Origin of the sequence: Mycolicibacterium confluentis, from assembly GCF_010729895.1 — a bacterium.
Classification (GTDB): domain Bacteria; phylum Actinomycetota; class Actinomycetes; order Mycobacteriales; family Mycobacteriaceae; genus Mycobacterium; species Mycobacterium confluentis.
The window spans coordinates 2,029,126-2,054,935 of sequence record NZ_AP022612.1; the positions used below are offsets into that span (position 1 = coordinate 2,029,126).

General features: G+C 66.7%; 23 protein-coding genes, 1 tRNA gene and 1 pseudogene. 17 read left to right on the forward strand and 8 right to left on the reverse strand.

Features of this window, described 5'->3' with window-relative positions; all coding sequences use genetic code 11:
- On the reverse strand, window positions 1–1,146 hold the full coding sequence (locus G6N34_RS09385) for a hypothetical protein (protein ID WP_085155485.1): 1,146 nt from the start codon (window positions 1,144–1,146) through the stop codon (window positions 1–3).
- Window positions 1,124–2,356, reverse strand: a complete 1,233-nt coding sequence (locus tag G6N34_RS09390; RefSeq protein WP_085155627.1) for a metal-dependent hydrolase family protein — start codon at window positions 2,354–2,356, stop codon at window positions 1,124–1,126. The genes G6N34_RS09385 and G6N34_RS09390 overlap by 23 nt, the downstream gene beginning before the upstream one ends.
- A gap of 92 nt (window positions 2,357–2,448) precedes the next feature.
- Here G6N34_RS09390 and dop point away from each other — a divergent pair, with 92 nt between their 5' ends.
- From dop to G6N34_RS09430, 8 genes are all read left to right on the forward strand, one after another.
- Window positions 2,449–3,957, forward strand: a complete 1,509-nt coding sequence (gene dop, locus G6N34_RS09395; RefSeq protein ID WP_085155483.1) for a depupylase/deamidase Dop — start codon at window positions 2,449–2,451, stop codon at window positions 3,955–3,957.
- Window positions 3,958–4,022: 65 nt separating this feature from the next.
- Window positions 4,023–4,217, forward strand: coding sequence for a ubiquitin-like protein Pup (locus tag G6N34_RS09400; protein WP_085155481.1), 195 nt, complete (start codon window positions 4,023–4,025; stop codon window positions 4,215–4,217).
- Window positions 4,214–5,095 (forward strand): proteasome subunit beta, encoded by an 882-nt coding sequence (gene prcB, locus G6N34_RS09405; protein ID WP_085155479.1) that lies wholly within the window; start codon window positions 4,214–4,216, stop codon window positions 5,093–5,095. The genes G6N34_RS09400 and prcB overlap by 4 nt, the downstream gene beginning before the upstream one ends.
- The gene (gene prcA, locus G6N34_RS09410; protein ID WP_085155477.1) at window positions 5,092–5,817 is read left to right on the forward strand and encodes a proteasome subunit alpha; all 726 of its coding nucleotides are present in this window, start codon (window positions 5,092–5,094) and stop codon (window positions 5,815–5,817) included. Before prcB ends, prcA begins: the two co-directional genes overlap by 4 nt.
- A 78-nt stretch (window positions 5,818–5,895) precedes the next feature.
- A complete protein-coding gene (locus G6N34_RS09415) occupies window positions 5,896–6,666 on the forward strand; it encodes a succinate dehydrogenase cytochrome b subunit (protein WP_085155475.1) in 771 nt (256 codons plus the stop codon).
- Window positions 6,663–8,606 carry a fumarate reductase/succinate dehydrogenase flavoprotein subunit gene (locus G6N34_RS09420; protein ID WP_085155473.1) on the forward strand — a complete coding sequence of 648 codons (1,944 nt, stop codon included), beginning with the start codon at window positions 6,663–6,665 and terminating at the stop codon, window positions 8,604–8,606. Before G6N34_RS09415 ends, G6N34_RS09420 begins: the two co-directional genes overlap by 4 nt.
- Window positions 8,603–9,352 (forward strand): succinate dehydrogenase/fumarate reductase iron-sulfur subunit, encoded by a 750-nt coding sequence (locus G6N34_RS09425; RefSeq protein WP_085155471.1) that lies wholly within the window; start codon window positions 8,603–8,605, stop codon window positions 9,350–9,352. The genes G6N34_RS09420 and G6N34_RS09425 overlap by 4 nt, the downstream gene beginning before the upstream one ends.
- Before the next feature lie 32 nt (window positions 9,353–9,384).
- Complete coding sequence (locus G6N34_RS09430) at window positions 9,385–10,788, forward strand: anion permease (RefSeq protein ID WP_085155625.1); 1,404 nt, start codon at window positions 9,385–9,387, stop codon at window positions 10,786–10,788.
- A gap of 744 nt (window positions 10,789–11,532) precedes the next feature.
- Here G6N34_RS09430 and G6N34_RS27965 read toward each other — a convergent pair.
- A pseudogene (locus G6N34_RS27965) lies at window positions 11,533–12,354 on the reverse strand (DUF222 domain-containing protein); the annotation flags it as partial.
- Window positions 12,355–12,624: 270 nt separating this feature from the next.
- On the opposite strand from G6N34_RS27965, the gene G6N34_RS09440 reads away from it, so the two are divergent.
- Together G6N34_RS09440 and G6N34_RS09445 are read left to right on the forward strand one after the other, a co-directional pair.
- Entirely contained in the window at window positions 12,625–12,804 is a 180-nt protein-coding gene (locus G6N34_RS09440; RefSeq protein WP_133057729.1) for a hypothetical protein, read from the forward strand.
- 96 nt (window positions 12,805–12,900) lie between these two features.
- Window positions 12,901–14,070: an FAD-binding domain gene (locus tag G6N34_RS09445; protein ID WP_085150547.1), complete on the forward strand. Its 1,170-nt coding sequence runs from the start codon at window positions 12,901–12,903 to the stop codon at window positions 14,068–14,070.
- 34 nt (window positions 14,071–14,104) lie between these two features.
- Here the strand turns inward: G6N34_RS09445 and G6N34_RS09450 are convergent.
- A tRNA-Leu gene (locus G6N34_RS09450) sits at window positions 14,105–14,181 on the reverse strand.
- Between the two features lie 92 nt (window positions 14,182–14,273).
- Here G6N34_RS09450 and G6N34_RS09455 point away from each other — a divergent pair.
- The 6 genes from G6N34_RS09455 (at window position 14,274) to G6N34_RS09480 (ending at window position 20,216) form a co-directional block, all read left to right on the forward strand.
- Window positions 14,274–14,894: a two-component system response regulator PdtaR gene (locus G6N34_RS09455; RefSeq protein ID WP_179965735.1), complete on the forward strand. Its 621-nt coding sequence runs from the start codon at window positions 14,274–14,276 to the stop codon at window positions 14,892–14,894.
- 231 nt (window positions 14,895–15,125) lie between these two features.
- Window positions 15,126–16,337 carry a branched-chain amino acid ABC transporter substrate-binding protein gene (locus tag G6N34_RS09460; RefSeq protein WP_085150551.1) on the forward strand — a complete coding sequence of 404 codons (1,212 nt, stop codon included), beginning with the start codon at window positions 15,126–15,128 and terminating at the stop codon, window positions 16,335–16,337.
- A 94-nt stretch (window positions 16,338–16,431) separates the two neighbouring features.
- Entirely contained in the window at window positions 16,432–17,469 is a 1,038-nt protein-coding gene (locus G6N34_RS09465; protein WP_085150553.1) for a branched-chain amino acid ABC transporter permease, read from the forward strand.
- Window positions 17,466–18,650: a branched-chain amino acid ABC transporter permease gene (locus tag G6N34_RS09470; protein WP_085150555.1), complete on the forward strand. Its 1,185-nt coding sequence runs from the start codon at window positions 17,466–17,468 to the stop codon at window positions 18,648–18,650. The genes G6N34_RS09465 and G6N34_RS09470 overlap by 4 nt, the downstream gene beginning before the upstream one ends.
- Entirely contained in the window at window positions 18,647–19,492 is an 846-nt protein-coding gene (locus G6N34_RS09475; RefSeq protein WP_085150557.1) for an ABC transporter ATP-binding protein, read from the forward strand. Before G6N34_RS09470 ends, G6N34_RS09475 begins: the two co-directional genes overlap by 4 nt.
- The gene (locus tag G6N34_RS09480) at window positions 19,476–20,216 is read left to right on the forward strand and encodes an ABC transporter ATP-binding protein (protein WP_085150559.1); all 741 of its coding nucleotides are present in this window, start codon (window positions 19,476–19,478) and stop codon (window positions 20,214–20,216) included. The genes G6N34_RS09475 and G6N34_RS09480 overlap by 17 nt, the downstream gene beginning before the upstream one ends.
- Window positions 20,217–20,231: 15 nt before the next feature.
- On the opposite strand, the gene G6N34_RS09485 is transcribed toward G6N34_RS09480, so the two are convergent.
- From G6N34_RS09485 to G6N34_RS09500, 4 genes are read right to left on the reverse strand one after another with little or no spacing between them, the layout of a single operon-like run.
- Entirely contained in the window at window positions 20,232–20,462 is a 231-nt protein-coding gene (locus G6N34_RS09485) for a DUF167 domain-containing protein (protein ID WP_085150561.1), read from the reverse strand.
- A gap of 3 nt (window positions 20,463–20,465) precedes the next feature.
- Entirely contained in the window at window positions 20,466–21,302 is an 837-nt protein-coding gene (locus tag G6N34_RS09490; RefSeq protein WP_085150563.1) for an SMP-30/gluconolactonase/LRE family protein, read from the reverse strand.
- Window positions 21,303–21,312: 10 nt separating this feature from the next.
- On the reverse strand, window positions 21,313–22,476 hold the full coding sequence (locus tag G6N34_RS09495; RefSeq protein WP_234812806.1) for a lipid-transfer protein: 1,164 nt from the start codon (window positions 22,474–22,476) through the stop codon (window positions 21,313–21,315).
- Window positions 22,477–22,508: 32 nt separating this feature from the next.
- On the reverse strand, window positions 22,509–22,955 hold the full coding sequence (locus tag G6N34_RS09500; RefSeq protein ID WP_085150567.1) for a Zn-ribbon domain-containing OB-fold protein: 447 nt from the start codon (window positions 22,953–22,955) through the stop codon (window positions 22,509–22,511).
- Between the two features lie 191 nt (window positions 22,956–23,146).
- On the opposite strand from G6N34_RS09500, the gene polA reads away from it, so the two are divergent.
- Window positions 23,147–25,810 (forward strand): DNA polymerase I, encoded by a 2,664-nt coding sequence (gene polA / locus G6N34_RS09505; protein WP_109788372.1) that lies wholly within the window; start codon window positions 23,147–23,149, stop codon window positions 25,808–25,810.

The following is a 25,810-nucleotide window of genomic DNA, read 5'->3' on the forward strand; positions in this document are numbered from 1 at the left end:
TCACTCGCCGACGGTCGCGGTGCGATAGCGGTCGCGGGCCACCAGGGTCAACCGCAGGTCGTCGATCACCGGATCCAGGAAACGGGTCGAGTACTCCTTGTCGGTGACGGCCCGGGCCGCCAGGTACATGAACGTCAGAGCCCCGAGGAACAGCGTGATCTGGATCAGGGCCTGCGGCACCGGGAAAGTCATGCCCAGGATCTGGCCGTCGCTCGGGCCGCCGCGGGTCCAGGCGTCCAGCACCTCGGGACTCAGCAGGATCAAGCCGAGCACGAAGAAGATCGCGGCCGTCACAATCGCCACGGTCAGCACCTGCAGGAGCTGTGAAACCCCAAGCACGAAGGCGACATTGGCCTGCTCTATCCGAGACAGCGGCTTGCGCACGGGCCGGTCGGGCAGATGCTCGAACGGAGTGCCGGCGAGGCGGGCATCGTCGTCGGGGGACTTGTCCGTCGAACGCAGCATGGGCCTGACTCGGTCCAGTGTGCTGGACAACAGGAACGCGGCGGCGATCAGGAACAGGAATCCCAGTGCGAGCCACAGTCGGGATCTGGTGATCAGGCTGACCATCGTCCACACCGCGGCGTTGAAGAACACCAGGACCGTCAACAGCACCACCGGCAGCGCCCGCACGAAGAGATCGCCGATCGAGGCGAGGTTGGCCACCGTGGTGCGCGCGCTCCAGCCCATGATGGAGCCGATTCCGCATGCCGTGCAGCCGAATATGACCGCCACGACCACCAGCTCGATGAGCAGGTCGACGACATGGAAGGGTGTCGGGCCGCCGAAGATCCCGCCGAGAGCGGCCACCACCAGAGCCACGCCCGACGCGACGGAGCGGGACGCCATGGACAGCCGGGACACCAGCCAGCCGACGAGTGCGCCCACCGGAAGGCCGAATACGAAGACCGCCAACACGAACCACTCGTTGCGGGTGGGGGTGCCGTCGATGTCGATGGTGTGTTTGCCGGTCAGCGCGACGATCAGGATGGACCCCGCCATCAGCACCGCGAACGCCGCCAGTGCCGGTGCGGATCTGGGCCACACCCGTCGCACCAATGCGCCAGGACGCAGCACCGCGGGCAATCCGTGTGCCAGGAACCAGGATTCGGCGGCAATGCGCTCAGGGGACTGCGAAGCCGCCACGATTGGATACCGTAGCGCCTTCTTTGACCACCAGCAGGATGTTTGCGGGTTCGCCGACTGAGTCGATGTCGGTCAGGGGATTACCGCGGACGACCACCAGATCGGCGATCTTGCCCACTTCAACGCTGCCCAGGCGATCGTCGACCCCGCACAACTGCGCCGACGTCAGCGTCCCCGCCACGATCGCCTGCATGGGGGTGAGGCCACCGAAGCGCACCAGCAGGCCCAGTTCGGCCAGGTTGGTGCCGTGGTCGGGGGACAGGCCAGCGTCGGTGCCGACGGCGATCTTGATGCCCGCTGCGGCTGAGGCCGCGATCGATTCGTGCGCCAACTCGTGCCAGTGCGCGCTCTTGCGTGCCCCCGCGGCCGACGCCGTCACCGGGCTCATGGTCTCCAGAAGTGTGGGCACCAGGAAGGTGCCCTGCTCGACCATCTGGGCGCGCAGGTCCTCGTCGAGGTCGTAGCCGTGTTCGACGCTGTGCACCCCGGCATCCACCGCGGCACGGATGCCCGCGCGGCCGATGGCGTGCGCGGCCACCGGTCGGCCGCCGTAGGCCTGACCCTCTTCGACCATCGCGGCGATCATCTCGGTGCGCATGCCCAGCCACGTCGGGTCGTCGTTGGGCGACGAGACCCCGCCACTGGAGGCCACCTTGATGACGTCGGCTCCGGCCGCGATCAGTTCCCGGGTACGCCGGCGCGCGTCGTCGACGGTGTCCACGAGTGCGCCGCCGACGTACGGCGTCAGATCGATCCCGGACGGCAGGTGGAAGTCGGCGTGCCCGGCGGTCTGGCTGAGCATGTTGATGGCGACCAGCAGGCGCGGACCGGGGATCAGGCCGTCGGCGACGGCGTCGCGCACGCCCGGGTCGATGCCCATCAGGTCACGGGCTGTGGTGACGCCGTTGTGCAGCGTGACGCGCAGGCGTTCGAGCAGTTCGAAGTAGAGGTAGGACGCGGGACGCATGGCGCGTTCCAGTGGGGTGCCCTTCTTGCCGGGCAGGCTGAAGTGCACGTGGCAGTCGAAGAACCCCGGGCAGACGCTGTTTCCCCCGAGGTCGACGCGCGTGGCGTCGGGGGTGTCAGGGGCGTCAGCGGACGGCCCGGCCCAGGTGATCCGGTCCTTGTCGACGATGACGGTGGCGTCGGGCACCGGGTCGCCGCCCGTGCCGTCGATGAGGGTCGCATTGTGCAGCAGCAGAGTTGTCATGGCGCCGCCCACTTCACCAAGCGGGCACGGCATACGCAAGCATCGACACGGCCCCTGGGCACTTGCCCTGCTTTGACCTCTAGGCTGGGCGCATGCAACGGATCATCGGTACCGAGGTCGAGTACGGCATCTCGTCACCGTCTGACCCGACCGCAAATCCGATCCTGACCTCCACTCAGGCGGTGCTCGCCTACGCGGCGGCGGCTGGGATTCAGCGGGCCAAGCGGACACGCTGGGACTACGAGGTCGAATCACCGCTGCGGGATGCGCGCGGCTTTGACCTCAGCCGGTCCTCGGGGCCGCCCCCGATCGTCGACGCCGACGAGGTCGGTGCGGCCAACATGATCCTGACCAATGGGGCCCGCCTCTACGTCGACCATGCCCATCCCGAGTACTCCGCGCCCGAGGTCACCGACCCGATGGACGCCGTGATCTGGGACAAGGCCGGCGAACGTGTCATGGAGGCCGCGGCGCGCCACGTCGCGTCGGTGCCGGGTGCGGTCAAGCTGCAGCTGTACAAGAACAACGTCGACGGCAAGGGCGCGTCGTACGGGACGCACGAGAACTACCTGATGAGCCGGCAGACGCCGTTCTCCGCGGTGATCTCGGGACTCACGCCGTTCCTGGTGTCGCGGCAGGTGGTCAGCGGATCCGGGCGCGTAGGCATCGGACCCTCGGGCGACGAACCGGGGTTCCAGCTGTCCCAGCGCGCCGACTACATCGAGGTCGAGGTCGGCCTGGAGACCACGCTCAAGCGCGGCATCATCAACACCCGCGACGAACCGCATGCCGACGCCGACAAATACCGGCGCCTGCACGTGATCATCGGTGACGCGAACCTGGCTGAGACGTCGACCTACCTCAAGGTGGGCACGATGTCGCTGGTGCTCGACCTGATCGAGGAGGGGCCGCAGCACGGCCTCGACCTGTCCGATCTGGCGCTGGCCCGCCCCGTACACGCCGTGCACGTGATCAGCCGTGACCCGTCGCTGCGGGCCACTGTGGCGCTGGCCGACGGTCGCGAACTGACCGCCCTTGCGCTGCAACGCATCTACCTCGACCGGGTGGCCAAGCTCGTCGACGCACGTGATCCTGACCCGCGCGCATCGCACGTCGTGGAGACCTGGGCGCACGTGTTGGATCTGCTCGAGCGCGATCCCATGGAGTGCGCCGAGATCCTGGACTGGCCCGCCAAACTGCGTCTGCTCGAAGGGTTCCGCAATCGGGAGAACTTGAGCTGGTCGGCGCCGCGACTGCATCTGGTGGACCTGCAGTACTCCGATGTGCGGCTCGACAAGGGCCTGTACAACCGGTTGGTGGCGCGCGGTTCGATGAAGCGACTGGTGACCGAGCAGCAGGTGCTCGACGCGGTCGACAATCCGCCCACCGACACCCGGGCCTACTTCCGCGGTGAATGCCTGCGCCGGTTCGGCGCCGACATCGCCGCCGCGAGCTGGGATTCGGTGATCTTCGACCTCGGCGGCGACTCGCTGGTGCGGATTCCGACCCTTGAGCCGCTGCGTGGCAGCAAAGCCCATGTCGGGGCGCTGCTGGACTCTGTCGACAGCGCCGTCGAACTGGTCGAGCAGCTCACGAACTGACGCTATGCCCGGCAATCCGGGCTCCGAACGGTAATGTGGAGTCACCGAGTACACAGGAGGCAGCGATGGCTCAGGAGCAGACCAAGCGCGGTGGTGGCGGCGGCGAAGACGACGATGTCACCCCCAGCACGGCCGCCGGCCAGGAGCGTCGCGAGAAGCTCGCCGAAGACACCGACGATCTGCTGGACGAGATCGATGACGTCCTCGAAGAGAACGCTGAGGACTTTGTGCGCGCGTACGTCCAAAAGGGCGGACAGTGACCTGGCCGAACGATCGTCTGCCCGGCCCTTCCTTCAACTCCCTCTCCGACCTCTCGTCGTTCTCCGACTTTCTGCGGCGGCAGGCTCCTGACCTGCTGCCCAACGTGCGGGACGGCGTCGGATCGGGCGCGGATCTGCCGCACGGCACCACGATCGTCGCCCTGAAGTACCCCGGCGGCGTCCTCATTGCGGGGGACCGGCGCTCGACCCAGGGCAACATGATCGCCGGGCGCGACGTGCAGAAGGTCTACATCACTGATGACTACACCGCGACGGGCATCGCGGGCACGGCCGCCATCGCGGTCGAGTTCGCCCGGTTGTATGCCGTGGAACTCGAGCATTACGAGAAGCTCGAAGGTGTCGCGCTGACGTTCCCGGGCAAGGTCAATCGCCTGGCGACCATGGTGCGCGGCAACCTCGGTGCGGCCCTGCAGGGGTTCATCGCGCTGCCGCTGCTGGTGGGATACGACCTCGATGATCCGAACCCCCAGGGCGCGGGCCGCATCGTGTCGTTCGACGCCGCGGGTGGTTGGCACATCGAGGTCGAGGGTTTCCAGTCGGTGGGCTCCGGTTCACTGTTTGCGAAGTCGTCGATGAAGAAGATGTATTCGCGCGTCCGCGATGCTGATTCGGCGCTCGCCGTGGCGATTGAGGCGCTGTACGACGCTGCCGACGACGACTCGGCCACCGGTGGCCCGGATCTGGTGCGCGGCATCTTTCCGACCGCCGTGACCATCGGCGCCGAGGGAGCCGAGGACGTGCCTGAGGACCGGATCGAGCAGTTGGCCCGTGAGGTGATCGCAGGCCGGTCGCGGGCCGACACGTTCGGTCCGGACGACAGCTCCAACATCAACGCAGCGCCGCGGGGTGACGCATGAGCTTTCCGTATTTCATTTCGCCCGAACAGGCGATGCGGGAGCGCAGCGAACTCGCCCGTAAGGGCATCGCCCGTGGCCGCAGCGTGGTGGTACTGGTCTATGACCAGGGTGTGCTGTTCGTCGCGGAGAACCCGTCGCGGTCCCTGCAGAAGGTCAGCGAGTTGTACGACCGCATCGGTTTCGCCGCGGTCGGCCGATTCAACGAGTTCGACAACCTGCGCCGCGGTGGCATCCAGTTCGCCGACACCAAGGGTTACGCCTACGACCGACGTGACGTCACGGGCCGGCAGTTGGCCAACGTGTACGCGAACACCCTCGGCTCGATCTTCACCGAGCAGGCCAAGCCCTACGAGGTCGAACTCTGCGTGGCCGAGGTGGCGCACCACGGCGAGACCCGGGCGCCCGAGCTGTACCGGATCACCTACGACGGGTCCATCGCCGATGAACCGCAGTTCGTCGTGATGGGTGGCACCACCGAGCCGATCGCCGTCGCGCTCAAGGACACCTACACCGAGAACCCGACGCTGGCCGACGCCGTGACCATCGCGGTCAACGCCCTGCAGTCCGCGGGCAACGGCGAGCCACGCGTGTTGGGCCCGGCCACTCTGGAGGTGGCGGTCCTCGACGCGAATCGGCCTCGTCGCGCGTTCCGCCGGATCACCGGTGCGGCGCTGGAGGAACTCCTGCCCGTGGCGGAACCGCCGGCAGAGTCCAAAGAGTGACCGCAACGGCCATTCGGCCCGCTCGCCGTAAAGACGCGGAGTAGTTTCACCGCTACGTTCTGACGTTCGGGGGCCCAGATGACATCGGCGGTCGACAGCTCAGGATCCGCCGACGCCGCCGATGCGGGTCATGAGGTGCCACGGCAGCCGGCCGGGCAACGGGCGGGCTGGCAGCCGCGGGTGCCCCTCTCGACGGTGACCCTCAAGCTGGTGATGGCGTTCACCGGGATCGTCTTCGCGCTGTTCGTGCTGGTGCACATGATCGGCAACCTCAAGGCGTACACCGGTGCCGCGCACTTCGACGATTACGCGCACTGGCTGCGCACCCTGGGGGAGCCGCTGCTGCCGTACGAGGGTGCGCTGTGGATCTTCCGGGTGGTGCTGCTGGCCTGCCTGCTCGCCCACGTCGGTGCCGCGGTGGTGCTCACCGTGCGGGGACGTCGGGCCCGCGGTGCGTTCCGGCGCACCGGGATGCGGTCGCTGCGGTCGTTCACCGGCCGCACGATGCTGGTGGGCGGCGTCGTGCTGCTGCTGTTCATCGTCTTTCACATCCTCGATCTGACGGTGGGTGCCGCGCCCGCGGCCTCCGGTTCCTTCGCCTCGGGGCAGGCCTACGACAATCTCGTCGCGAGCTTCGACCGCCCCGCGGTCGCTCTGTTCTATTTCCTGGCGATGGCCGTCCTCGGCGCCCACTTGGCGCACGGACTGTGGACGGTTGTCAACGATCTGGGTGTCACCGGGCGCCGCACCCGGCAGGTCGGTGTGGCGGTGGGAGGTCTGCTGGCGCTGGCGGTCATGGTGGGGAATATGACCATTCCGGTGGCCGTGCAGTTGGGCGCGGTGCGATGACCTCGCTCGAGTCGCGGTGGGGGGTGGGTGCCCCCTTGGCCGGCGGGGTTCCCCCGGGTGATCCGGCCACGGCCTGGGAACGACGCCTCCTGGACTACCGCCTTGTGAGTCCGTTGAACCGGCGGAAGTTCACGGTCATCGTGGTGGGTACCGGGCTGGCGGGTGCGGGGTGTGCGGCCGCGCTCGGTGAACTCGGCTATCACGTCGAATGCTTCACGTTCCACGACGCTCCGCGGCGCGCGCACAGTGTCGCAGCGCAGGGCGGCATCAACGCGGCACGTGGACGCAAGGTCGACAACGACAGCGTCGGGCGGTTCGTGAAGGACACCGTCAAGGGTGGCGACTTCCGCGGTCGCGAAGCCGACTGCTTCCGGTTGGCCCAGGAGTCGGCGCGCGTCATCGACCACATGAATGCGATCGGTGCGCCGTTCGCCCGCGAGTACGGTGGCAGCCTGTCCACCCGCTCGTTCGGTGGCGTCCAGGTGTCACGGACTTACTACACCCGAGGCCAGACTGGACAGCAGCTCCAGATCGCCGCGAGTCAGGCGCTGCTGCGCCAGGTGCATGCGGGCAGCGTGAACCTGCACACGCGCACCGAGATGCTCGATCTGATCGTCGATCACGGGGTGGCACGCGGAATCGTCACGCGCCACCTGGTGACCGGTGAGGTGCGCGCCTGGACCGGCCATGCCGTGGTGCTGGCCACCGGCGGCTACGGCAACGTCTTCTATCGCTCGACGCTGGCCAAGAACTCCAATGCCAGCGCGACCTGGCGGGCCCACCTGCGTGGTGCGGTGTTCGCGTCACCGGCGTTCATCCAGTTCCATCCCACGGCGTTGCCGGTGAACTCGGAGTGGCAGTCGAAGACCATTCTGATGAGCGAGTCGCTGCGCAACGACGGCCGGATCTGGGTGCCGAAGAAGGCGGGGGATGAGCGGGCGCCCAACGACATTCCCGAGTCCGACCGGGACTACTACCTGGAACGGATGTATCCGTCCTACGGAAATCTGTCCCCGCGTGATGTGTCCTCGCGGGCCGCGCGCACGCAGATTGAGGCCGGCCGTGGGGTGGGCCTCTTGAAGAACAGCGTCTACCTCGACTTCCGGGATGCGTTGGCGCGGTTGGGTCGAGACAAGATCGCGGAACGTTACGGCAACCTGTTCTCGATGTATCGCGATGCGACCGGCGAGGACCCGTATTCGGTGCCCATGCGGATCGCCCCGGGAGCGCACTTCGCGATGGGTGGGTTGTGGACAGACTTCGACCAGATGTCCTCGGTACCTGGTCTTTTCGTGGCGGGGGAGGCCAGCTGGGCCTATCACGGCGCGAACCGGCTCGGCGCCAACTCGCTCCTGTCGGCGTGTGTCGACGGATGGTTCACACTGCCGTACTCGATTCCGAACTACCTTGCCGGGCAGTTGGGGACCGCACCGCTGGCCCTCGACGCCCCGGCCGTGACGGCGGCGCTCACCGAAACGACCGTGCGGGTGCAGACGCTGCTGGACATCGGCGGCAGCCAGGGCCCGGACCGTTTCCACCGCAGGCTCGGGGAGATCCTCTACCGCGGATGTGGGGTGTCCCGGTCGGCCGCCGGGCTGACGGCGGCGATCGCTGAGATCGATGACCTGACTGCGGACTTCTGGGCCGACCTGCGGGTCGCCGGAACCGGTGCACAGTTCAACCAGGAACTCGAAAAGGCGGGCCGGGTGGCCGATTACCTCGGACTGGCGCGCTTGATGTGCATCGACGCCTTGGATCGCGACGAGTCGTGCGGTGCGCACTTCCGGGTGGAGCATCAGACCTCCGACGGGGAGGCACAGCGAGACGACGAGCACTGGTGTTTCGTCTCGGGGTGGCAGCACAGTGCCGACGGGCCGGTTCGTCGTGCTGAACCGCTGACGTTCTCGGCAGTGCCGCTGCAGACGAGGAATTACGCATGAGGTTGACGCTGGAGATCTGGCGACAGGCCGACGCCTCGTCTGCCGGCCGCTACGAGTCGTACACGGTCGACGACGCGACTCCGGAGATGTCGCTGCTCGAACTGCTCGACCGACTCAACGATGCCCTGGTGGCCGACGGCCGGGATCCGGTGGCCTTCGATTCCGACTGCCGCGAAGGAGTGTGCGGATCCTGCGGGATCACGGTCGATGGTCGCCCGCATGGGCCACTCCTCAACACGCCGTCGTGCCGTCAGCACGTTCGATCCTTTTCCGATGGCGCTCGAGTCCGGCTCGAGCCCTTCCGCTCGGCGGCCTATCCGGTAATCCGTGACCTGGTGGTCGACCGTTCGGCGTTGGATCGCATGATCACCAGTGGCGGCTATGTGGCGGTGGACGCCGGCACTGCCGGGGATGCCGACGCCGAACCCCTGCCCCACGAGGACGCCGAGTACGCGTTGGACTTCGCGGCGTGTATCGGGTGCGGCGCCTGCGTCGCGGCATGCCCGAACGGGGCCGCCCATCTGTACGCGGGTGCCAAGCTCCTGCACTTGGGGACGGTGACACGCGGTCGTCAGGAGCGCGGACGTCGCGCGGCAGCGCTGATCGCCCAGATGGACCAGGATTTCGGCCCCTGTTCCAGCTACGGCGAATGCTCCGCGGTGTGCCCGGAGAGCATTCCGTTGACCGCGGTGGCTGCGGTGAACCGTGAGGTTGTTCGGGCGCGCCTCCGAGGCAAACCCGACTGAGGCATGGGGCGGGGGATGTGAACAGGCCGTGGCTGCCGTACCTGTGGAAGGCCGGCGTGCCCATCGCGGTCGCGGTCCTGGTCTACGTCCTCCCGGTGCCCGACGGCGTGGAACCCACGGGCATGCGCATGCTCGGCATCTTCCTGGGCACGATCTTGGCGCTGATCCTGCAGCCCCTGCCGACCGGTTCGGTGGCGTTGATCGGCATGGCTGTGGCGATGCTGACGAAGACCGAGTCCGCGGCCAAAGCCTTGGCGGGCTTCGCCAATACAACGGTGTGGCTGATCGTCGCCGCGTTCTTCATCGCGGAGGGGTTTCTGCTGACTGGGCTGGGCCGGCGGATCGCGCTGCTGTTCGTGACGCGCCTGGGGCGATCGACACTGGGGTTGTCGTACGGCATGGCGCTGACTGATCTGATCCTGGCACCGGCGACTCCGTCGAACACCGCGCGGTGCGGGGGTGTGGTGTTTCCCGTCGTGGCCTCGCTGAGCCAGCTCGAGGACTCCCATCCCGAGCCGGAGGAGTCGCGTAAACGGCTGGGAGCGTTTCTCACCCTGACCGCGCTGCAGGTCAACGTCGTCACCTCGGCGATGTTCCTGACCGCGATGGCGGGAAATCCGGTGGCCCAGGAGGCGGCCCGGAAGCTGGGCGTCGAGATTTCCTGGGGGAGATGGGCATTGGCCGCGATCGTGCCCGGCATCGTCAGTCTGGTGGCGGTGCCGTGGGTGATGTCGAAGATCTATCCGCCGACGATCAAGAAGACGCCCGATGCACCGCAGCAGGCGCGTGATCAGTTGCGGGAAGCGGGGCCGATGTCCCGCGGGGAATGGATCATGGCCGGGACGTTCGTACTGCTGCTGATCCTCTGGTGCCTGGGCAGCGTGGTGAAGATAGACGCCACGACGGCCGCTTTCGTCGGGATCGCGATCCTGTTGATCACCGGGGTGCTCAGCTGGAAGAACCTCGCGGACAACGCCTCGGCCTGGAGCACACTGGTGTTCTTCGGCGTACTGGTCGGAATGGCTTCAGAACTCAACGATTTGGGTGTCATCGACTGGATTGGCAACTCGGTGGCCGGATCGGTCGACGCACTGCCGTGGCTGGTCGCATTCGCGATCCTGACGCTGGTCTATTTCTATTCGCACTATCTGTTCGCCTCCAACACCGCACACATCGTCGCGATGTACGCGGTGTTTGTCGGTGCCGCTATCGCGACCGGTGCTCCGCCGTTGTTTTCGGCGTTAGTGTTCGGATTCATCGGCAACCTCTTCGGTGGGTTGGCCCACTACTCCTCCGGCCCGGCGGGTGTGGTCTACGGCTCCGGGTACGTGAAGACCGCCGAGCTGTTCCGCATCGGTTTCGCCATCAGCATCGTCAACATCCTGATCTGGACGTTGATCGGCGGCGGCTGGATGAAGCTGATCGGAATTTGGTGATCGGCTCGTATCCTGTTGCGCGCGTGCGCGTCTCATGAGCGCGGCCTCTTCGGAGGTGCGCGTGCGCTTCCGTGTCGGCATCTGCAGACCCCGGTTGCCCACGGGTGCGGGTGTCTGCGTCGGCTGGACCGCTTCGGGCAGGGTTGCGGTGGTGGTGTCCCAGTGTGGGAACACGATGCGGCTGCCGGGGTGGGTGGTGTAGGTGTGGCCGGTCGGTGCAGTCCAGACGATGGTGCCGTCGGGATGCTGAACGTCCGACCAGCCCTGCTCATCGGTCCAGAATGTCTTGAGCAGGTGGTTCTTTCGGCACAGGCAGCGAAGGTTCGACGGGTGTGTCGGACCGGTTGGGTAGGCGATCGCATGGTCGATGTCGCAGAACTGCGCCGGGGTGGTGCAGCCGGGAAATCGGCAGAACATGTCCCGGTTGCGGACGAACGCCGCCAACGCCGCTGAGGGGCGGTAGCCGGGTTCGGGGTCTGTGGGTGGGGGTCTCATCGGTTTGACGGGGGCACCGTTGATCAACAGCTCTTCCAGTAACGGCTGGGGCACGATGCCGCCGCCCTGCAACACCGCCGCAGGCCGCCGGGACGGCGCGGACGGCGCTATGGGGATTTCGGGTGGTGCCGGCGGCGTTGCGGAGGTGTCGGCTGCCGGGGAACCAGCCTGGCCGCCGGCTGGTGACTCGACCTCGGTGCCGGCAGTCGAGCCTGTGGGCGTCTTGGTGGCCGTCTTGGCCGCGGCAATGTTGTTGCGGGCAGCGGTGATCGCCCGTTCATCGGCCAGCACATAAATCACCGCCGCACTGCGGCTCGGCGTCACCTTGGCGCCGACGCACTCCGGATTGCCGCAGCGGCACGTCAGGGGTCCGGACTCGGCAGCTATCGCCCCTATGGCATCGGAACGGCGTTCGCCGGCGTTTCGCGGGTCATCGGCACACAGGTGGCGGGTGAGCTCGGCGAAACGTTTCTTGATCAGCGCAGCGTCGGTCTTGAGGAGCCGTCCCCACATCGAGCAGGTCCCGGTTTCGTCCTCGGGCTTGCCGAACTGCACATCCCGACCCCGGGCGGCGGCTTCGAAGGCGTCCAGGGCATCGGGATCGTATTCGGCGAGCACTTTGTCGATCGCCTGATCCAACTGGGCATCCGACATCACGCCCCACCGCCTGGCCGCAAGGGCGAGCTCACCGTCGATGGCCGCCATCGGTTCGTCGTCGATCACCATGCGGGTGCGCCAGCAGATGGTCGAGGCGGTGCGCGCGGTGATCGTCCCGGCCTGCAGCAGCGTGAAGACCCGAGGCAGGCGGGTGTGCAGGGCTTGGGCCATGTGCATCTGACCGGAGGCTTTGCGGCCGCTGATGTTCAACGCGGCGCCGATTTCGGCCGCGCAGGCATCCCAGGTGTCACAAGCCCACAGGGCGCGCTCGTCCTCATCAGCGACCCGCAACTCCATCAACGCATGGATCGCAGCCAACCGACCCGCCGCGGCAGTCGCCTCCGCCCGTGCGAAACCACTGATCGCGGAGACGACAGCCACATCGTCCTCCGCATCAAACATCAGTTCGCACATACGTTCGATTGTTGTCGTTCGGCAACCCCGCCGCCACGCCGATCACCCCGCCTGTGGATGAAGTCGCAACTGTGAATAACTTCCGCCGGGACACCCCCGCGAGATGCCCGAAGATCAAAGGATGGACATCGCCAAGCGGGCCAACATCTACGCGGCCGTGGCGCTCGTGGTTCTCCTGAGCGCGGCGGCACTGCTGTACCCGTGGCCAGCAGCAGTGTGTTGACGGCAAATCTGATGGATGGGCAGTACCCCTCGGGGGCTGACGCGGTCATGCCGCAGACACTGATCGTCGTCAGCATCGTGGCCGCTCTCCTCGGCTGCGTGACCCTGGGCAAAGCGGCGGCCACACAGAGGACCGGGCTTGTGCTGGCGGCGACTGCGCTGGCGATGTGCCTGCTTCTGTTCTACGGCCCGGCGGCGGTGTTCCTGTGCGTCGTCGCCTTCGGATGACGGACGCGAACCGCAGCGCGAGACGCCTACGGCAGCGCGACAGCCCTGCAGTCCCACGGCGCTAGCCTGGAAAAGGGTCGGTCTGGGAGGTCGACAATGTCGCAGATTGCCATCAGCGGGGCCGGCGTCGCGGGGGCGACACTTGCGCACTGGCTGCACAGGACGGGCCATCACGTCACGCTGATCGAACAGGCGCCCGCCTTCCGCACCGGCGGGTACATGACCGATTTCTGGGGTGTCGGGTACCGCGTGGCCAAACGGATGGGTATCGAGGCGCAGATCCGATCCGCCGGTTACGACGTTCGGTACGTCCGGACAGTCGGAACACGCGGTGGCGCACAAGCAGAATTGAACGTCGACGTCATTCGTCGCATGATCGGGGAGGACTTCACGAGTCTGCCGCGCGGCGATCTCGCGTCCGCCATCTACTCCGACATCGCCCAGCAGGTCGACACCATCTTCGGCGATAGCATCGTGACGATCGACGAGCACCCCGACGGAGTCGGCGTCACCTTCGAGAACTCGGCTCCCCAACAGTTCGATCTGGTCGTCGGCGCGGACGGACTCCATTCCAATGTGCGTCGCCTGGTCTTCGGTCCGGAACAGAATTTCGAGCGTTACCTGGGCTGCAAGGTGGCGGCCTGCGTGGTGGACGGCTACCGCCCGCGTGACGATCTCGTCTATGTCACCTTCGCCGTGCCGGGCGGGCAGGTCGCCCGGTTCGCCCTGCGTGACGACCGCACGATGTTTCTGTTCGTGTTCCGCGATGCGCACGGTAGCGCGGGGCTTTCCCCAAAAGGCCAGCTGTGGAACATGTTCGGTGACGCCGGGTGGGAATGCCCCCAGATCCTGACAGCGCTCAACGAGGTCGACGATCTCTACTTCGATGTGGTCAGTCAGATCCAGATGGACCACTGGTCGCAGGGACGAGTGGCTTTGATCGGCGACGCGGCCGGTTGCATATCGCTGCTCGGCGGTGAGGGCACCGGGCTGGCGATGACCGCGGCCTACATCCTGGCGGGCGAGATCGAGCGCGCCGGCGACGACTATCGCCGAGCCTTCGAAGCCTATGAAGGGCTCATGCATCCGTTCATCGAGGGCAAGCAGGCCGGTGCCGAACGGATGATCGGTTTCTTCGCCACCCGGACGAAATTCGGGCTGTGGCTGCGCAACATGGCCATTCGCGTGATGAACTTCCGGCCACTGGCCCGGCTGTTGGCCGGCAGACAGCTCGACGATATCGAGTTGCCTGACTACCGGATCTAGTACGGCGCATTGTCAACGCGCGGTGCGGTTCTTCTGGTGCCCTCGGTGAGACTCGAACTCACACTGGACGGGTTTTGAATCCGTTTCCTCTGCCAATTGGGATACGAGGGCGTGCACCGGTCGGTGCGAGTACCCACCATAGTCGATGCCGATTCGGGCTCCCGCGCTCGCCCATTCGCGCGCCTCACGCGACAATGGTTCCCATGACGGGAACCACCGACGAGGTCAAACCCCATCGCGTGCTGATCGCCGAGGACGAGGCGCTCATTCGCTTGGACTTGGCAGAGATGCTGCGCGAGGAGGGATATGAGGTCGTCGGCGAGGCCGGCGACGGGCAGGAGGCGGTGGAACTCGCCGAGAAGCTCACGCCCGATCTGGTGATCATGGACGTCAAGATGCCGCGTCGCGACGGCATCGACGCGGCCGCTGAGATCGCCAGCAAGCGCATCGCCCCCATCGTGGTGCTGACCGCGTTCAGCCAGCGGGATCTGGTCGAACGGGCCCGTGACGCCGGGGCCATGGCCTACCTGGTGAAGCCGTTCTCGATCACCGACCTCATCCCGGCCATCGAACTCGCGGTGAGCAGGTTCAGTGAGGTCAGCGCGCTCGAGAACGAAGTCGCGACGCTGTCGGACCGCCTGGAGACGCGAAAACTCGTCGAACGCGCGAAGGGTTTGCTGCAGGCCAAGCAGGGGATGAGCGAACCCGAGGCGTTCAAATGGATCCAGCGCGCCGCAATGGACCGGCGCACGACCATGAAGCGCGTCGCCGAAGTGGTGTTGGAGACGCTCGACACGCCGCAGACCGAGCCTCCCACCGCCTGAATTCCGACCGCCACGCGTAAACAATGCGTTTCCTGACGTGCGGTTCTGCCTCGGGGGACGGCGCTGACCGTTCGGTTTAGGTGCGCATATCGAACGCCGGGCAGCACGCGTTCATCAACCACCACGCGATTCCGCGGTGTGACCGCTATGTTCTTTCGGAAGCGTTGATGGTCTTGGCCACACCCGGCCGGATCGCCAAAGCCGTCATCAACATCGACCCGGAGGTGAAACGTGCGCGGTCGTGCGACACGCAGTGCATTCGCTCTTGGCTCGGCCGCCCTGCTCGTATTCGGGGTCGCCGGCTGTAACCAGTCGAGTCCGGAGGAGGGGCAGTCCCAAACGAGCCTGAAGATCGTCGAGCAGATCCAGATCGACGAGAACGGCACCGAGGTCACCGCGGACGCCAGCCAGGCCCCGGCCGATCCTCGCGGCGACGGCAACGCGGCATGCTCGCCCCTGAGCCTCGCGATGGCCGGTGCGCTCACCGGCCCTGACGCGGCCCTGGGCATCAACATCCGCAACGGCGTGCAGTTGGCCGTCGACCAGCACAACGAGGCGAACCCGGGTTGCCAGGTCCAGTTGAAGACCTTCGACACCGAGGGTGACCCGCAGAAGGCGACCCAGGTCGCACCGCAGATCGTCTCCGACGCCTACACCATCGGGCTGATCGGCCCCGCGTTCTCGGGTGAGACCAAGGCCACCGGTCAGGTCTTCGACCAGGCGGGTCTGGTGGCGACGACGGCGTCGGCCACCAACGTCACGCTGTCGGAGAACGGCTGGAAGACGTTCTTCCGCGGTCTGGCCAACGACGGTGTGCAGGGTCCCTCGGTGGCGAACTACCTGAAGAACAACCTCGGTAACACCAAGGTCTGCGTCGTCGACGACAGCACCGACTACGGACTGGGTCTGGCCCAGGCCGTGCGCGACACCCTCGGCCCCGTCGCCGACGGCGCCTGCAACATCTCGGTCAAGAAGGGCGACAAGGACTTCTCGGCCGCGGTGAACCAGATCAAGGGCGTCGCGCCGGAATCGGTGTTCTTCAGCGGCTACTACGCCGAGGCTGCGCCGTTCGTGCAGCAGTTGCGTGACGGAGGCGTGACGGCCAACTTCGTCAGCGCCGACGGCAGCAAGGATCCCGAGTTCGTCAAGCAGGCCGGAGAGGCGTCCAAGGACGCGATCCTGTCCTGCCCCTGCGGTCCGGCCACCGGCAAGTTCGCCGAGGAGTACACGGCGAAATGGAACATGGAGCCCGGCACCTACAGCACTGAGGGCTATGACCTCGGCACGATCCTGCTCAAGGGCATCGACGCCGGAAAGCACACACGTGCCGAACTGCTGGACTTCGTGCGGACCTACAGCGGCCAGGGTGTGGCTCGCAAGTACGAGTGGACCCCGACCGGCGAGCTCACCAACACCTTGATCTGGGTGTACAAGGTGCAGTAGTTGTGACGACGGGACGCGTCCGAGACCGCAAGGCTCGGGCGCGTCCCGCTTTACAGCGCAGACGTTCCTCACCGCGTTAGGAGCCCGCCCCCGGATGATCCAGGACTGCCTCGACCGGCACGCGTGCTTGGCTGCCAACATCAACTTCAACGTGAGCGGCCTGCTGGACAGCTTCTGGCAGTTGACGATCGACGGGTTGTCCTGGGGTGCGATCTACGCCCTCGTCGCGGTTGGCTACACGCTGGTCTTCGGTGTGCTTCGGCTGATCAACTTCGCGCACTCCGAGATCTTCATGTTCGGAATGTTCGGCGCCTACTTCTGCCTGGACATGATCCTGGGCTTCACTCCCAGCGGCAACGCCTACAACAAGGGCGTCGCGCTGACCATCCTCTATCTGGGCATCGCCATGCTGTTCGCGATGCTGGTGTCGGGCAGCGCGGCCGTGGGTCTGGAGTTCGTGGCGTACCGTCCGCTGCGAAAACGCAATGCACGACCGTTGACCTTCCTGATCACTGCCATCGGAATGTCCTTCGTGCTACAGGAATTCGTGCATTTCATCCTGCCGAAGATCATCAAGGGATACGGCGGCAACAACGCTCAACAGCCGATCGTGCTGGTGCAGCCCAAAGTCCAGTTCACGATCTTCGGTGCGACGGTCACCAACGTCACGCTGGTGATCATCGGTGCGGCACTGGTGTTCGCGCTGATCACCGACATCGTGATCAATCGGACCAAGTTCGGCCGCGGTATCCGGGCGGTGGCCCAGGACCCGACCACCGCGACCCTGATGGGTGTCTCTCGCGAGCGGGTCATCATGACCACCTTCCTGATCGGTGGCCTGCTGGCCGGTGCGGCGGCGCTGCTCTACACGCTCAAGGTGCCGCAGGGGATCATCTACTCGGGCGGATTCCTGTTGGGCATCAAGGCATTCTCGGCTGCCGTGCTCGGCGGAATCGGCAACCTGCGCGGCGCCCTTCTCGGCGGTCTGCTCCTCGGCGTCATGGAGAACTACGGGCAGATCCTGTTCGGCACGCAGTGGCGGGACGTCGTCGCCTTCGTGCTGCTGGTTCTGGTGCTGCTGATCCGGCCCACGGGCATACTCGGGGAGAGCCTCGGAAAGGCGCGGGTATGACGGACTCCAAGCACTCGCTCGCGCGCACCGTCGGCGCACCGGGGGACCGGTTGCGCGACTGGTGGGCGGGTTTGGGACGTCCGCAGAAGTGGATCTTCGGTGCGGCAGGGTTTGCAGTCATGGCACTGCTGCCGATCTGGACGCCGGGCTTCCTCGACACCCCTGGTGTGAGTTTCGACGGGGTCATGGCCCAGTTCGCGATGATCGCCCTGGTGGCCATCGGGCTCAACGTGGTGGTCGGACAGGCTGGCCTGCTGGATCTGGGCTACGTGGGCTTCTACGCGGTTGGTGCCTACACAGTGGCACTGCTGACCAGCCCGGAGAGCCCGTGGAATCAGATGGGCCTCAGCGGGTTCTTCAGCTCCGACTGGGCGTGGTTGTCGGCGGTGCCATTGGCCATCGCGTTCACCGCGCTGGCCGGGCTGATCCTGGGTTTCCCGACGCTGCGCCTGCGCGGCGACTACCTGGCGATCGTCACCCTCGGGTTCGGCGAGATCATCCGACTGCTGGCCGACAACCTCAACGACATCACCAACGGTTCCCGTGGCCTGCACGGGATCGCTTTTCCGCGGATCGGTGAGGACAGCGTTCCCGGCGGATACTTCTCGGGCGCGAACGCGATGGACGAGGCCACCAATGGAACCTGGTGGTACTGGCTCGGTCTGGTGCTCGTCGCGATCGTTCTTCTGATCGTCGGCAACCTGGAACGCAGCCGCGTGGGCCGTGCCTGGGTGGCCATCCGCGAGGACGAGGACGCCGCGGAGGTCATGGGTGTCAACGCCTTCAAGTTCAAGCTGTGGGCCTTCACGCTCGGCGCCGCGATCGGCGGTCTGTCGGGCGCGCTGTACGCCGGCCAGGTGCAGTACGTCGCGCCCACGAACTTCAACATCATCAACTCGATGCTGTTCCTGGCCGCGGTGGTTCTGGGCGGGCAGGGCAACAAGCTGGGCGTGATCTTCGGCGCCTTCGTCATCGTCTACCTGCCGAACCGGCTGCTCGGCGTGCACCTGTTCGGCATCAACCTCGGTGACCTGAAGTACCTGTTCTTCGGTCTGGCGCTCGTGCTGCTGATGATCTTCCGGCCGCAGGGCCTGTTCCCGGTACGGCAACAGCTGCTGACGTACGGCAAGCGCGCGAAGGAACTTCTGCGCAGCGCTGACGAATCGAAGGCGGCCGCATGACCGAACCCGAGCCCTTGATCGACGAGGAGCTGGCCGCACTCCACCGGGAGGTTCATGCGGCCGAGGGCGAGACCCTCTTGGAGACTGTCGATCTGACCGTGAAATTCGGCGGTCTGACCGCATTGGATGCCGTCAACTTCCGGATCAAGCGCGGCGAGATCCTCGGCCTGATCGGTCCCAACGGTGCCGGCAAGACGACCTGCTTCAACGCCATGACGGGGGTGTACCGCCCCACGTCGGGCACCGTGATCTTCGACGGTGAACCGTTGGGTCGCATCAAACGTCACCAGATCACCCGCCGCGGCATCGCCCGCACATTCCAGAACATCCGGCTCTGGGGTGAGATGACGGCGCTGGAGAACGTGGTGGTGGCGACCGACGCCCGACATCGAACCTCGGTGCCCGGCGCCATCTTCCGCACTCCGCGCCACCGCCGCGAGGAGAACACCGCGATCGAGAAGGCCGCGGCGCTGCTGCAGTTCGTCGGCATCGCGCAGCGGGGTGAGGAGAAGGCCAAGAACCTCTCCTACGGCGACCAGCGGCGACTCGAGATCGCCCGCGCGCTGGCCACCGAGCCCAAGCTGCTGTGCCTCGACGAACCCGCGGCGGGCTTCAACCCGAGCGAGAAGGCCGCGCTGATCGACCTGATCCACGCGATCCGCGAGGACGGCTACACCGTGCTGCTGATCGAACACGACATGCGACTGGTCATGGGCGTCACCGACCGGATCGTGGTGCTCGAGTTCGGCCGAAAGATCGCCGACGGTCTGCCTGCCGAGATCCGAGAGGATCCGAAGGTGATCGCCGCCTACCTGGGAGTGCCCGATGACGAACTCGAGTGACCGTCCGGTGCTCCTGGAGGTGCGCGACGCCGTCGTGCACTACGGCAGGATCGAAGCGCTGCACGGTGTTTCGCTTGTCGTGCACGAAGGCGAGCTGGTCACGCTGCTGGGTGCCAACGGTGCGGGCAAGACGACCATGATGCGGGCGATCTCGGGTCTGCGACCGTTGACGTCGGGGTCGGTGTGGTTCGACGGCGTGGACGTCTCGAACGTCAAGGCGCACAAGCGAGTGATCGATGGGCTCATCCAGTCTCCCGAGGGCCGTGGTGTGTTCCCGGGCATGACGGTCGTGGAGAACCTCGAAATGGGCTGCTACGGGCGCAAGTTCCCGACCCGCGAGGAGCACAGGGAACGCCTGGACTGGATCTTCGAGACGTTCCCGCGGTTGGCCGAGCGCCGCGATCAGGTGGGTGGCACGCTGTCCGGCGGGGAGCAGCAGATGCTGGCCATCGGACGCGCGCTGATGGCCCGGCCCAAGGTGCTGCTGCTCGACGAACCGTCGATGGGCCTGGCGCCCATGGTGATCTCGCAGATTTTCAAGATCATCTCCGAGATCAACCGGCAGGGCACCACGGTGCTGCTGGTCGAGCAGAACGCGCAGCAGGCGCTGAGTCGCTCTGATCGTGCCTACATTCTCGAGACCGGCACCATCACGCGCGAAGGTGTCGCGCGGGAGTTGTTGGCCGACGATAGTATTCGCGCGGCCTACCTCGGGGTCGCCTGACCGTCGCCTGAGCGCCTAGTTCTCGATCCGGAATCGCTTGAGGCGGGACGCGGGACCCGACACCAGTTCCACCCGGCTGGGTGCGACATCGAAATGTGCGGCGAGCAGTCGGATCACGGCCGCGTTGGCCTTGCCGTCGACGGCACGCTCGCGCACGTAGACGATCAGCTCGCCCTCGGGTCCGGACTCGATCAGCGGACCCTTTCGGCTGCCCGGCTTCACGCGGGCGACGACGAACTCCGGCATGACTCAGGGTGATCCGGCGGCGGGAATTTCGACACGGGCCTGCATGATCCAACCCCGCGACACGCCTTTCAGCAGAGCGGCATGATCGGTGTCGTCGATCACGAGGTAGAGCGTGCGTCCGTCAGGCCCGCCGAGGGCGGGTGCCACGGCCCATCCCTCGTCGAGGGGGATGCGATGGGTCACGGTGCCCCCGGCTGTGACTCGGAGGAACTCGGCGGTGTCGTAGCAACCGACCCACACCCCGCCCTCGACGTCGACGCACAACCCGTCGGGGTGCCGGTCGGGGCCCAGGTCGGCGAAGACCTCAGCCTCGCCCAGGGTGCCGTCGGGTTCGACGGGATAGGAGAGAATTCGCGAACCTCTGGTCTCGCTGACGACCAGGGACGAACCGCCGGGCAGGAATCCCAGTCCATTGGGCAGGGCGAGGCCAGTGGCGACGATCTGTACGGCGCGGTCGGAGTCGAGCAGCGCGATATCGCCCACGAGGCCGTCATCGGTGACCCGGTAGAGGTCGACATAGGTTCTGCCGTCGGTCGTCACCACCATGTCGTTGGTCGACCAGGCGAGGTCACCCATGTCGGAGACGGTCACCGATCCGTCCGGGTCGACATAGTGCAGTGACGGCTCGAAAAGGGTTGACACCACCAGTGTTCGGTCCGGGAGCCAACCCAGCCCGGATGCGCGCGGAATCGTCGCTTCCACCACCACATCGCCGGCCACACCCGCCGAGCACACCTGGCCGGCGAGCCCGTCGGTGAACCACAGGCGGCCGTCGTGCCACCGTGGTCCCTCGCCGTAGACGAGTCCGTCGATGAACGGAGCCGGCGCGATGGAACCCACGCCGATAAGGCTAGCGGGCGACGATCACCGAGGAGCCGTGTCCGAACAAACCCTGGTTGGCGGTGACGCCCACCTTGGCGCCCTCGACCTGGCGTCCGGTGGCCTGACCCTTGAGCTGCCAGGTCAACTCGCAGACCTGGGCGATCGCCTGGGCGGGGATGGCTTCACCGAAGCACGCGAGGCCGCCCGACGGGTTGACCGGGACGCGTCCGCCCAAAGTGGTGGCGCCGCTGCGCAACAGCGCTTCGGCTTCACCCTTGGCGCACAGGCCGAGGTGCTCATACCAGTCCAGTTCCAAGGCGGTGGACAGGTCGTAGACCTCGGCGACGCTGACGTCTTCCGGCCCGATCCCCGCCTCGGCGTAGGCGGCGTCGAGGATCTGATCCTTGAACGCCCGCTCCGGCGCGGGCACCACGGCGGTGGAATCCGTTGCGATATCCGGCAATTCGGGGAGGTGCTGTGGGTAGCGCGGGGTGACGGTGCTGACGGCGCGCACCGACGGCACACCCTCGACCGATCCCAGGTGCTTCTCGGCGAACGACTTGCTGGCCACGATCAACGCGGCCGCACCGTCCGAGGTGGCGCAGATGTCGAGCAGGCGAAGGGGATCGGCCACGACGGGGCTCGCCAGGACGTCCTCGACGGTGGACTCCTTGCGGAATCGGGCGTTGGGGTTGTTCAGACCATGCCGGGAGTTCTTGACCTTGACCTGCGCGAAGTCCTCCAGGGTGGCGCCGTAGAGGTCCATCCGGCGGCGCGCGAGAAGCGCAAAGTAGACGGGGTTGGTGGCGCCGATGAGGTGGAACCGCTGCCAGTCGGGGTCGTTGCGGCGTTCGCCGCCGACGGGGGCGAAGAAGCCCTTGGGCGTGGTGTCGGCGCCGATCACGAGTGCGACGTCGCAGAAGCCGGCCAGAATGTGGGCGCGCGCGCTCTGCAGCGCCTGTGATCCGCTGGCGCAGGCCGCATAGCTCGACGACACCGGGACGCCGTTCCAGCCGAGCTTCTGGGCGAAGGTCGAACCGGCGATGAAGCCGGGGTAGCCGTTGCGAATGGTGTCCGCACCGGCGACCAGTTGGATTTGGCGCCAGTCGATTCCGGCCTCGGCCAGGGCCGCGCGGGCGGCCACCACGCCGTACTCGGTGAAGTCGTGGCCCCACTTGCCCCACGGGTGCATGCCGGCACCCAGGATGTACACCGGATCGGCACTCACGGGATCCTCCAGGCGTAGGTGAGGCGCTCGATGCCCTCGTCGTCGGTGTACAGGACTTCGGTGCTCAGTTCGACTTCCATGCCGACCTTGAGGTCGGTGGCCAGGGTGCCCTCGACGACCTTGCCGAGCACGATCAAGCCCTCGTCGGCCAATTCGACCGCGGCGACAGCGAACGGTTCGAACGGGTCAGGGGACGGGTACGGCGGCGGCGGTGCGTAACGGTTCTCGGTGTAGCTCCACACCTTCCCGCGGCGTGACAACGCGACGGCCTCCAGTGCGTCACTGTCACACGCCGGATTGGGGCAGTTGTTGGCGCGCGGCGGGAACACGTACGTTCCGCATTCCGTGCACTTCCCACCGATGAGGTGCGGTGATCCGGTCTCGTCGTGTGACCACCATCCGTCGATCGCGGGCTGGCTGGCGGCGTCCGTAGCTCCTGGCACCGACTCAGCGTAACGGAGCGCAGCAGCTGAACTGAAACGTGTTGCAGTTTTGTCCTACCCAGTGGGAGGCCGCGACATGGCCCGCGTCGTGCCCGCTGTCGGAGTGGGTGCCTAGAGTTGACCGCGTGAGTCCCGCCAAGACAGCAGAGTCCAAGAAGGCCTCCGAGCAGGCCGATGCCAAACCCACACTGATGCTGCTGGACGGCAACTCGTTGGCGTTCCGCGCGTTCTACGCGTTGCCTGCCGAGAACTTCAAGACCCAGGGTGGGCTGACCACCAACGCGGTCTACGGCTTCACGGCCATGCTGATCAACCTGCTGCGCGACGAGGGGCCCACGCACATCGCCGCCGCGTTCGACGTCTCGCGGCAGACGTTCCGATCGGAGCGGTACCCGGAGTACAAGGCCAACCGCGCCTCGACGCCGGATGAGTTCCGCGGTCAGATCGACATCACCAAGGAGGTGCTCGGCGCGCTGGGCATCACGGTGTTGGCCGAGGCCGGCTTCGAGGCCGACGACATCATCGCGACCCTGGCCACCCAGGCCGAGAACGAGGGCTACCGGGTTCTGGTGGTCACGGGTGACCGCGACTCGCTGCAGTTGGTCAGTGACGACGTGACGGTGCTCTACCCGCGCAAGGGCGTCAGCGAGCTCACTCGCTTCACTCCCGAGGCGGTCGTCGAGAAGTACGGGCTGACCCCGACGCAGTACCCCGATTTCGCGGCGCTGCGTGGTGACCCGAGCGACAACCTGCCCGGCATCCCCGGCGTCGGGGAGAAGACCGCCACCAAGTGGATCGCCGAATACGGTTCGCTGCAGGCCCTGGTGGACAACGTCGACGCCGTGAAGGGCAAGGTGGGCGACTCGCTGCGGGCCAACCTCGCGTCGGTGGTGCTCAACCGGGAACTGACCGACCTGGTCAAGGACGTGCCGCTGGCGCAGACCCCGGACACGCTGCGTATGCAGCCCTGGGACCGCGACCACATCCACCGGCTTTTCGACGACCTGGAGTTCCGCGTCCTGCGCGACCGGCTGTTCGACACCTTGGCCTCGGCCGATCCCGAGGTCGAGGAGGGGTTCGACGTCCGCGGTGACGCGCTGGCCCCGGGCGCTGTTGGGGCGTGGCTGGCCGAGCATGTCAGCGACGGGCGGCGCGCCGGCATCGCCGTGGTCGGCACGCACCTGGCCTTCGATGCCGACGCGACGGCGCTGGCGATCGCCGCGGCCGACGGCGAGGGCTGCTACATCGACACCGCGACGCTCACCCCAGAAGACGACGCCGCCCTCGGGCAGTGGCTGGCCGACCCGGCGCACCCCAAGGCCCTGCACGAGGCCAAGTTGGCGATCCATGATCTCGAGGGCCGCGGCTGGTCGCTGGCCGGCGTCACCTCGGACACCGCGCTGGCCGCCTACCTGGTGCGGCCGGGCCAGCGCAGCTTCACCCTCGACGATCTCTCGCTGCGGTACCTGCGGCGCGAGCTGCGCGCGGACACCCCTGAGCAGCAGCAGCTTTCGCTTCTCGACGACGACGAGGGCGTCGACACTCAGGCCGTGCAGACCCTGATTCTGCGGGCCCGGGCCGTCATCGACCTCGCCGACGCGTTGGACGCCGAACTGGCGCGGATCGACTCCTCGGCGCTGCTGGGCGACATGGAACTGCCCGTCCAGACGGCTCTGGCCGCCATGGAGTCCCGCGGCATCGCCGTCGACCTGGACCGGCTGACTCAGCTGCAGAGCACGTTCGGCGACCAGATCCGCGACGCGGCCGAGGCCGCCTACGGAGTGATCGGCAAGCAGATCAACCTCGGGTCGCCCAAGCAGTTGCAGGTCGTGCTGTTCGACGAACTGGAGATGCCCAAGACCAAGCGCACCAAGACCGGCTACACCACAGACGCCGACGCGCTGCAGTCCCTGTTCGACAAGACCGGCCATCCGTTCCTGCAGCACCTGCTGACTCACCGCGACGTCACGCGGCTCAAGGTCACGGTCGACGGTCTGCTGAACTCGGTGGCCTCGGACGGCCGGATCCACACGACGTTCAACCAGACCATCGCCGCGACCGGGCGCCTGTCGTCCACCGAACCCAACCTGCAGAACATCCCGATCCGGACCGACGCGGGCCGCGAGATCCGTGACGCATTCGTCGTCGGCGACGGCTATGCGGAGTTGATGACGGCGGACTACAGCCAGATCGAGATGCGCATCATGGCCCACCTCTCGGGCGACGAGGGGCTGATCGAGGCGTTCAACACGGGGGAGGACCTGCACTCGTTCGTCGCCTCGCGCGCGTTCGGCGTCGACATCGCCGACGTCACCCCGGAACTGCGCCGCCGTGTCAAGGCCATGTCGTACGGCTTGGCCTACGGGCTCTCGGCGTACGGGTTGGCCTCGCAGCTCAAGATCTCCACCGAAGAGGCCAAGGGCCAGATGGACCAGTACTTCGCCCGGTTCGGCGGGGTCCGTGACTACCTGCAGTCGGTGGTCGAGCAGGCCCGCAAGGACGGCTACACCTCGACGGTGTTGGGCCGGCGCCGCTACCTGCCCGAACTGGACAGCAGCAACCGGCAGGTCCGCGAGGCCGCCGAACGCGCCGCGCTCAACGCCCCGATCCAGGGCAGTGCGGCCGACATCATCAAGGTCGCAATGATCGAGGTGGAGAAGGCGCTGACGGAGGCGAACCTCACGTCGCGCATGCTGCTTCAGGTTCACGACGAACTGCTGCTCGAGGTCGCCGACGGCGAGCGCGAGCAGGTCGAGGCGCTGGTGCGCGACAAGATGGGCAGCGCCTATCCGCTGGACGTGCCGCTCGAGGTGTCGGTGGGATTCGGCCGCAGCTGGGACGCCGCGGCGCACTGA

What these genes read in the sequence shown, in the direction of transcription:
- G6N34_RS09390 (WP_085155627.1), bottom strand. Translation starts at nt 2,356, where the DNA reads ATGACAACTCTGCTGCTGCACAATGCGACCCTCATCGACGGCACGGGC.
- dop (WP_085155483.1), top strand. Translation starts at nt 2,449, where the DNA reads ATGCAACGGATCATCGGTACCGAGGTCGAGTACGGCATCTCGTCACCG.
- G6N34_RS09400 (WP_085155481.1), top strand. Translation starts at nt 4,023, where the DNA reads ATGGCTCAGGAGCAGACCAAGCGCGGTGGTGGCGGCGGCGAAGACGAC.
- prcA (WP_085155477.1), top strand. Translation starts at nt 5,092, where the DNA reads ATGAGCTTTCCGTATTTCATTTCGCCCGAACAGGCGATGCGGGAGCGC.
- G6N34_RS09415 (WP_085155475.1), top strand. Translation starts at nt 5,896, where the DNA reads ATGACATCGGCGGTCGACAGCTCAGGATCCGCCGACGCCGCCGATGCG.
- G6N34_RS09420 (WP_085155473.1), top strand. Translation starts at nt 6,663, where the DNA reads ATGACCTCGCTCGAGTCGCGGTGGGGGGTGGGTGCCCCCTTGGCCGGC.
- G6N34_RS09425 (WP_085155471.1), top strand. Translation starts at nt 8,603, where the DNA reads ATGAGGTTGACGCTGGAGATCTGGCGACAGGCCGACGCCTCGTCTGCC.
- G6N34_RS09440 (WP_133057729.1), top strand. Translation starts at nt 12,625, where the DNA reads ATGCCGCAGACACTGATCGTCGTCAGCATCGTGGCCGCTCTCCTCGGC.
- G6N34_RS09445 (WP_085150547.1), top strand. Translation starts at nt 12,901, where the DNA reads ATGTCGCAGATTGCCATCAGCGGGGCCGGCGTCGCGGGGGCGACACTT.
- G6N34_RS09455 (WP_179965735.1), top strand. Translation starts at nt 14,274, where the DNA reads ATGACGGGAACCACCGACGAGGTCAAACCCCATCGCGTGCTGATCGCC.
- G6N34_RS09465 (WP_085150553.1), top strand. Translation starts at nt 16,432, where the DNA reads ATGATCCAGGACTGCCTCGACCGGCACGCGTGCTTGGCTGCCAACATC.
- G6N34_RS09470 (WP_085150555.1), top strand. Translation starts at nt 17,466, where the DNA reads ATGACGGACTCCAAGCACTCGCTCGCGCGCACCGTCGGCGCACCGGGG.
- G6N34_RS09475 (WP_085150557.1), top strand. Translation starts at nt 18,647, where the DNA reads ATGACCGAACCCGAGCCCTTGATCGACGAGGAGCTGGCCGCACTCCAC.
- G6N34_RS09480 (WP_085150559.1), top strand. Translation starts at nt 19,476, where the DNA reads ATGACGAACTCGAGTGACCGTCCGGTGCTCCTGGAGGTGCGCGACGCC.
- G6N34_RS09485 (WP_085150561.1), bottom strand. Translation starts at nt 20,462, where the DNA reads ATGCCGGAGTTCGTCGTCGCCCGCGTGAAGCCGGGCAGCCGAAAGGGT.
- G6N34_RS09495 (WP_234812806.1), bottom strand. Translation starts at nt 22,476, where the DNA reads ATGCACCCGTGGGGCAAGTGGGGCCACGACTTCACCGAGTACGGCGTG.
- polA (WP_109788372.1), top strand. Translation starts at nt 23,147, where the DNA reads ATGCTGCTGGACGGCAACTCGTTGGCGTTCCGCGCGTTCTACGCGTTG.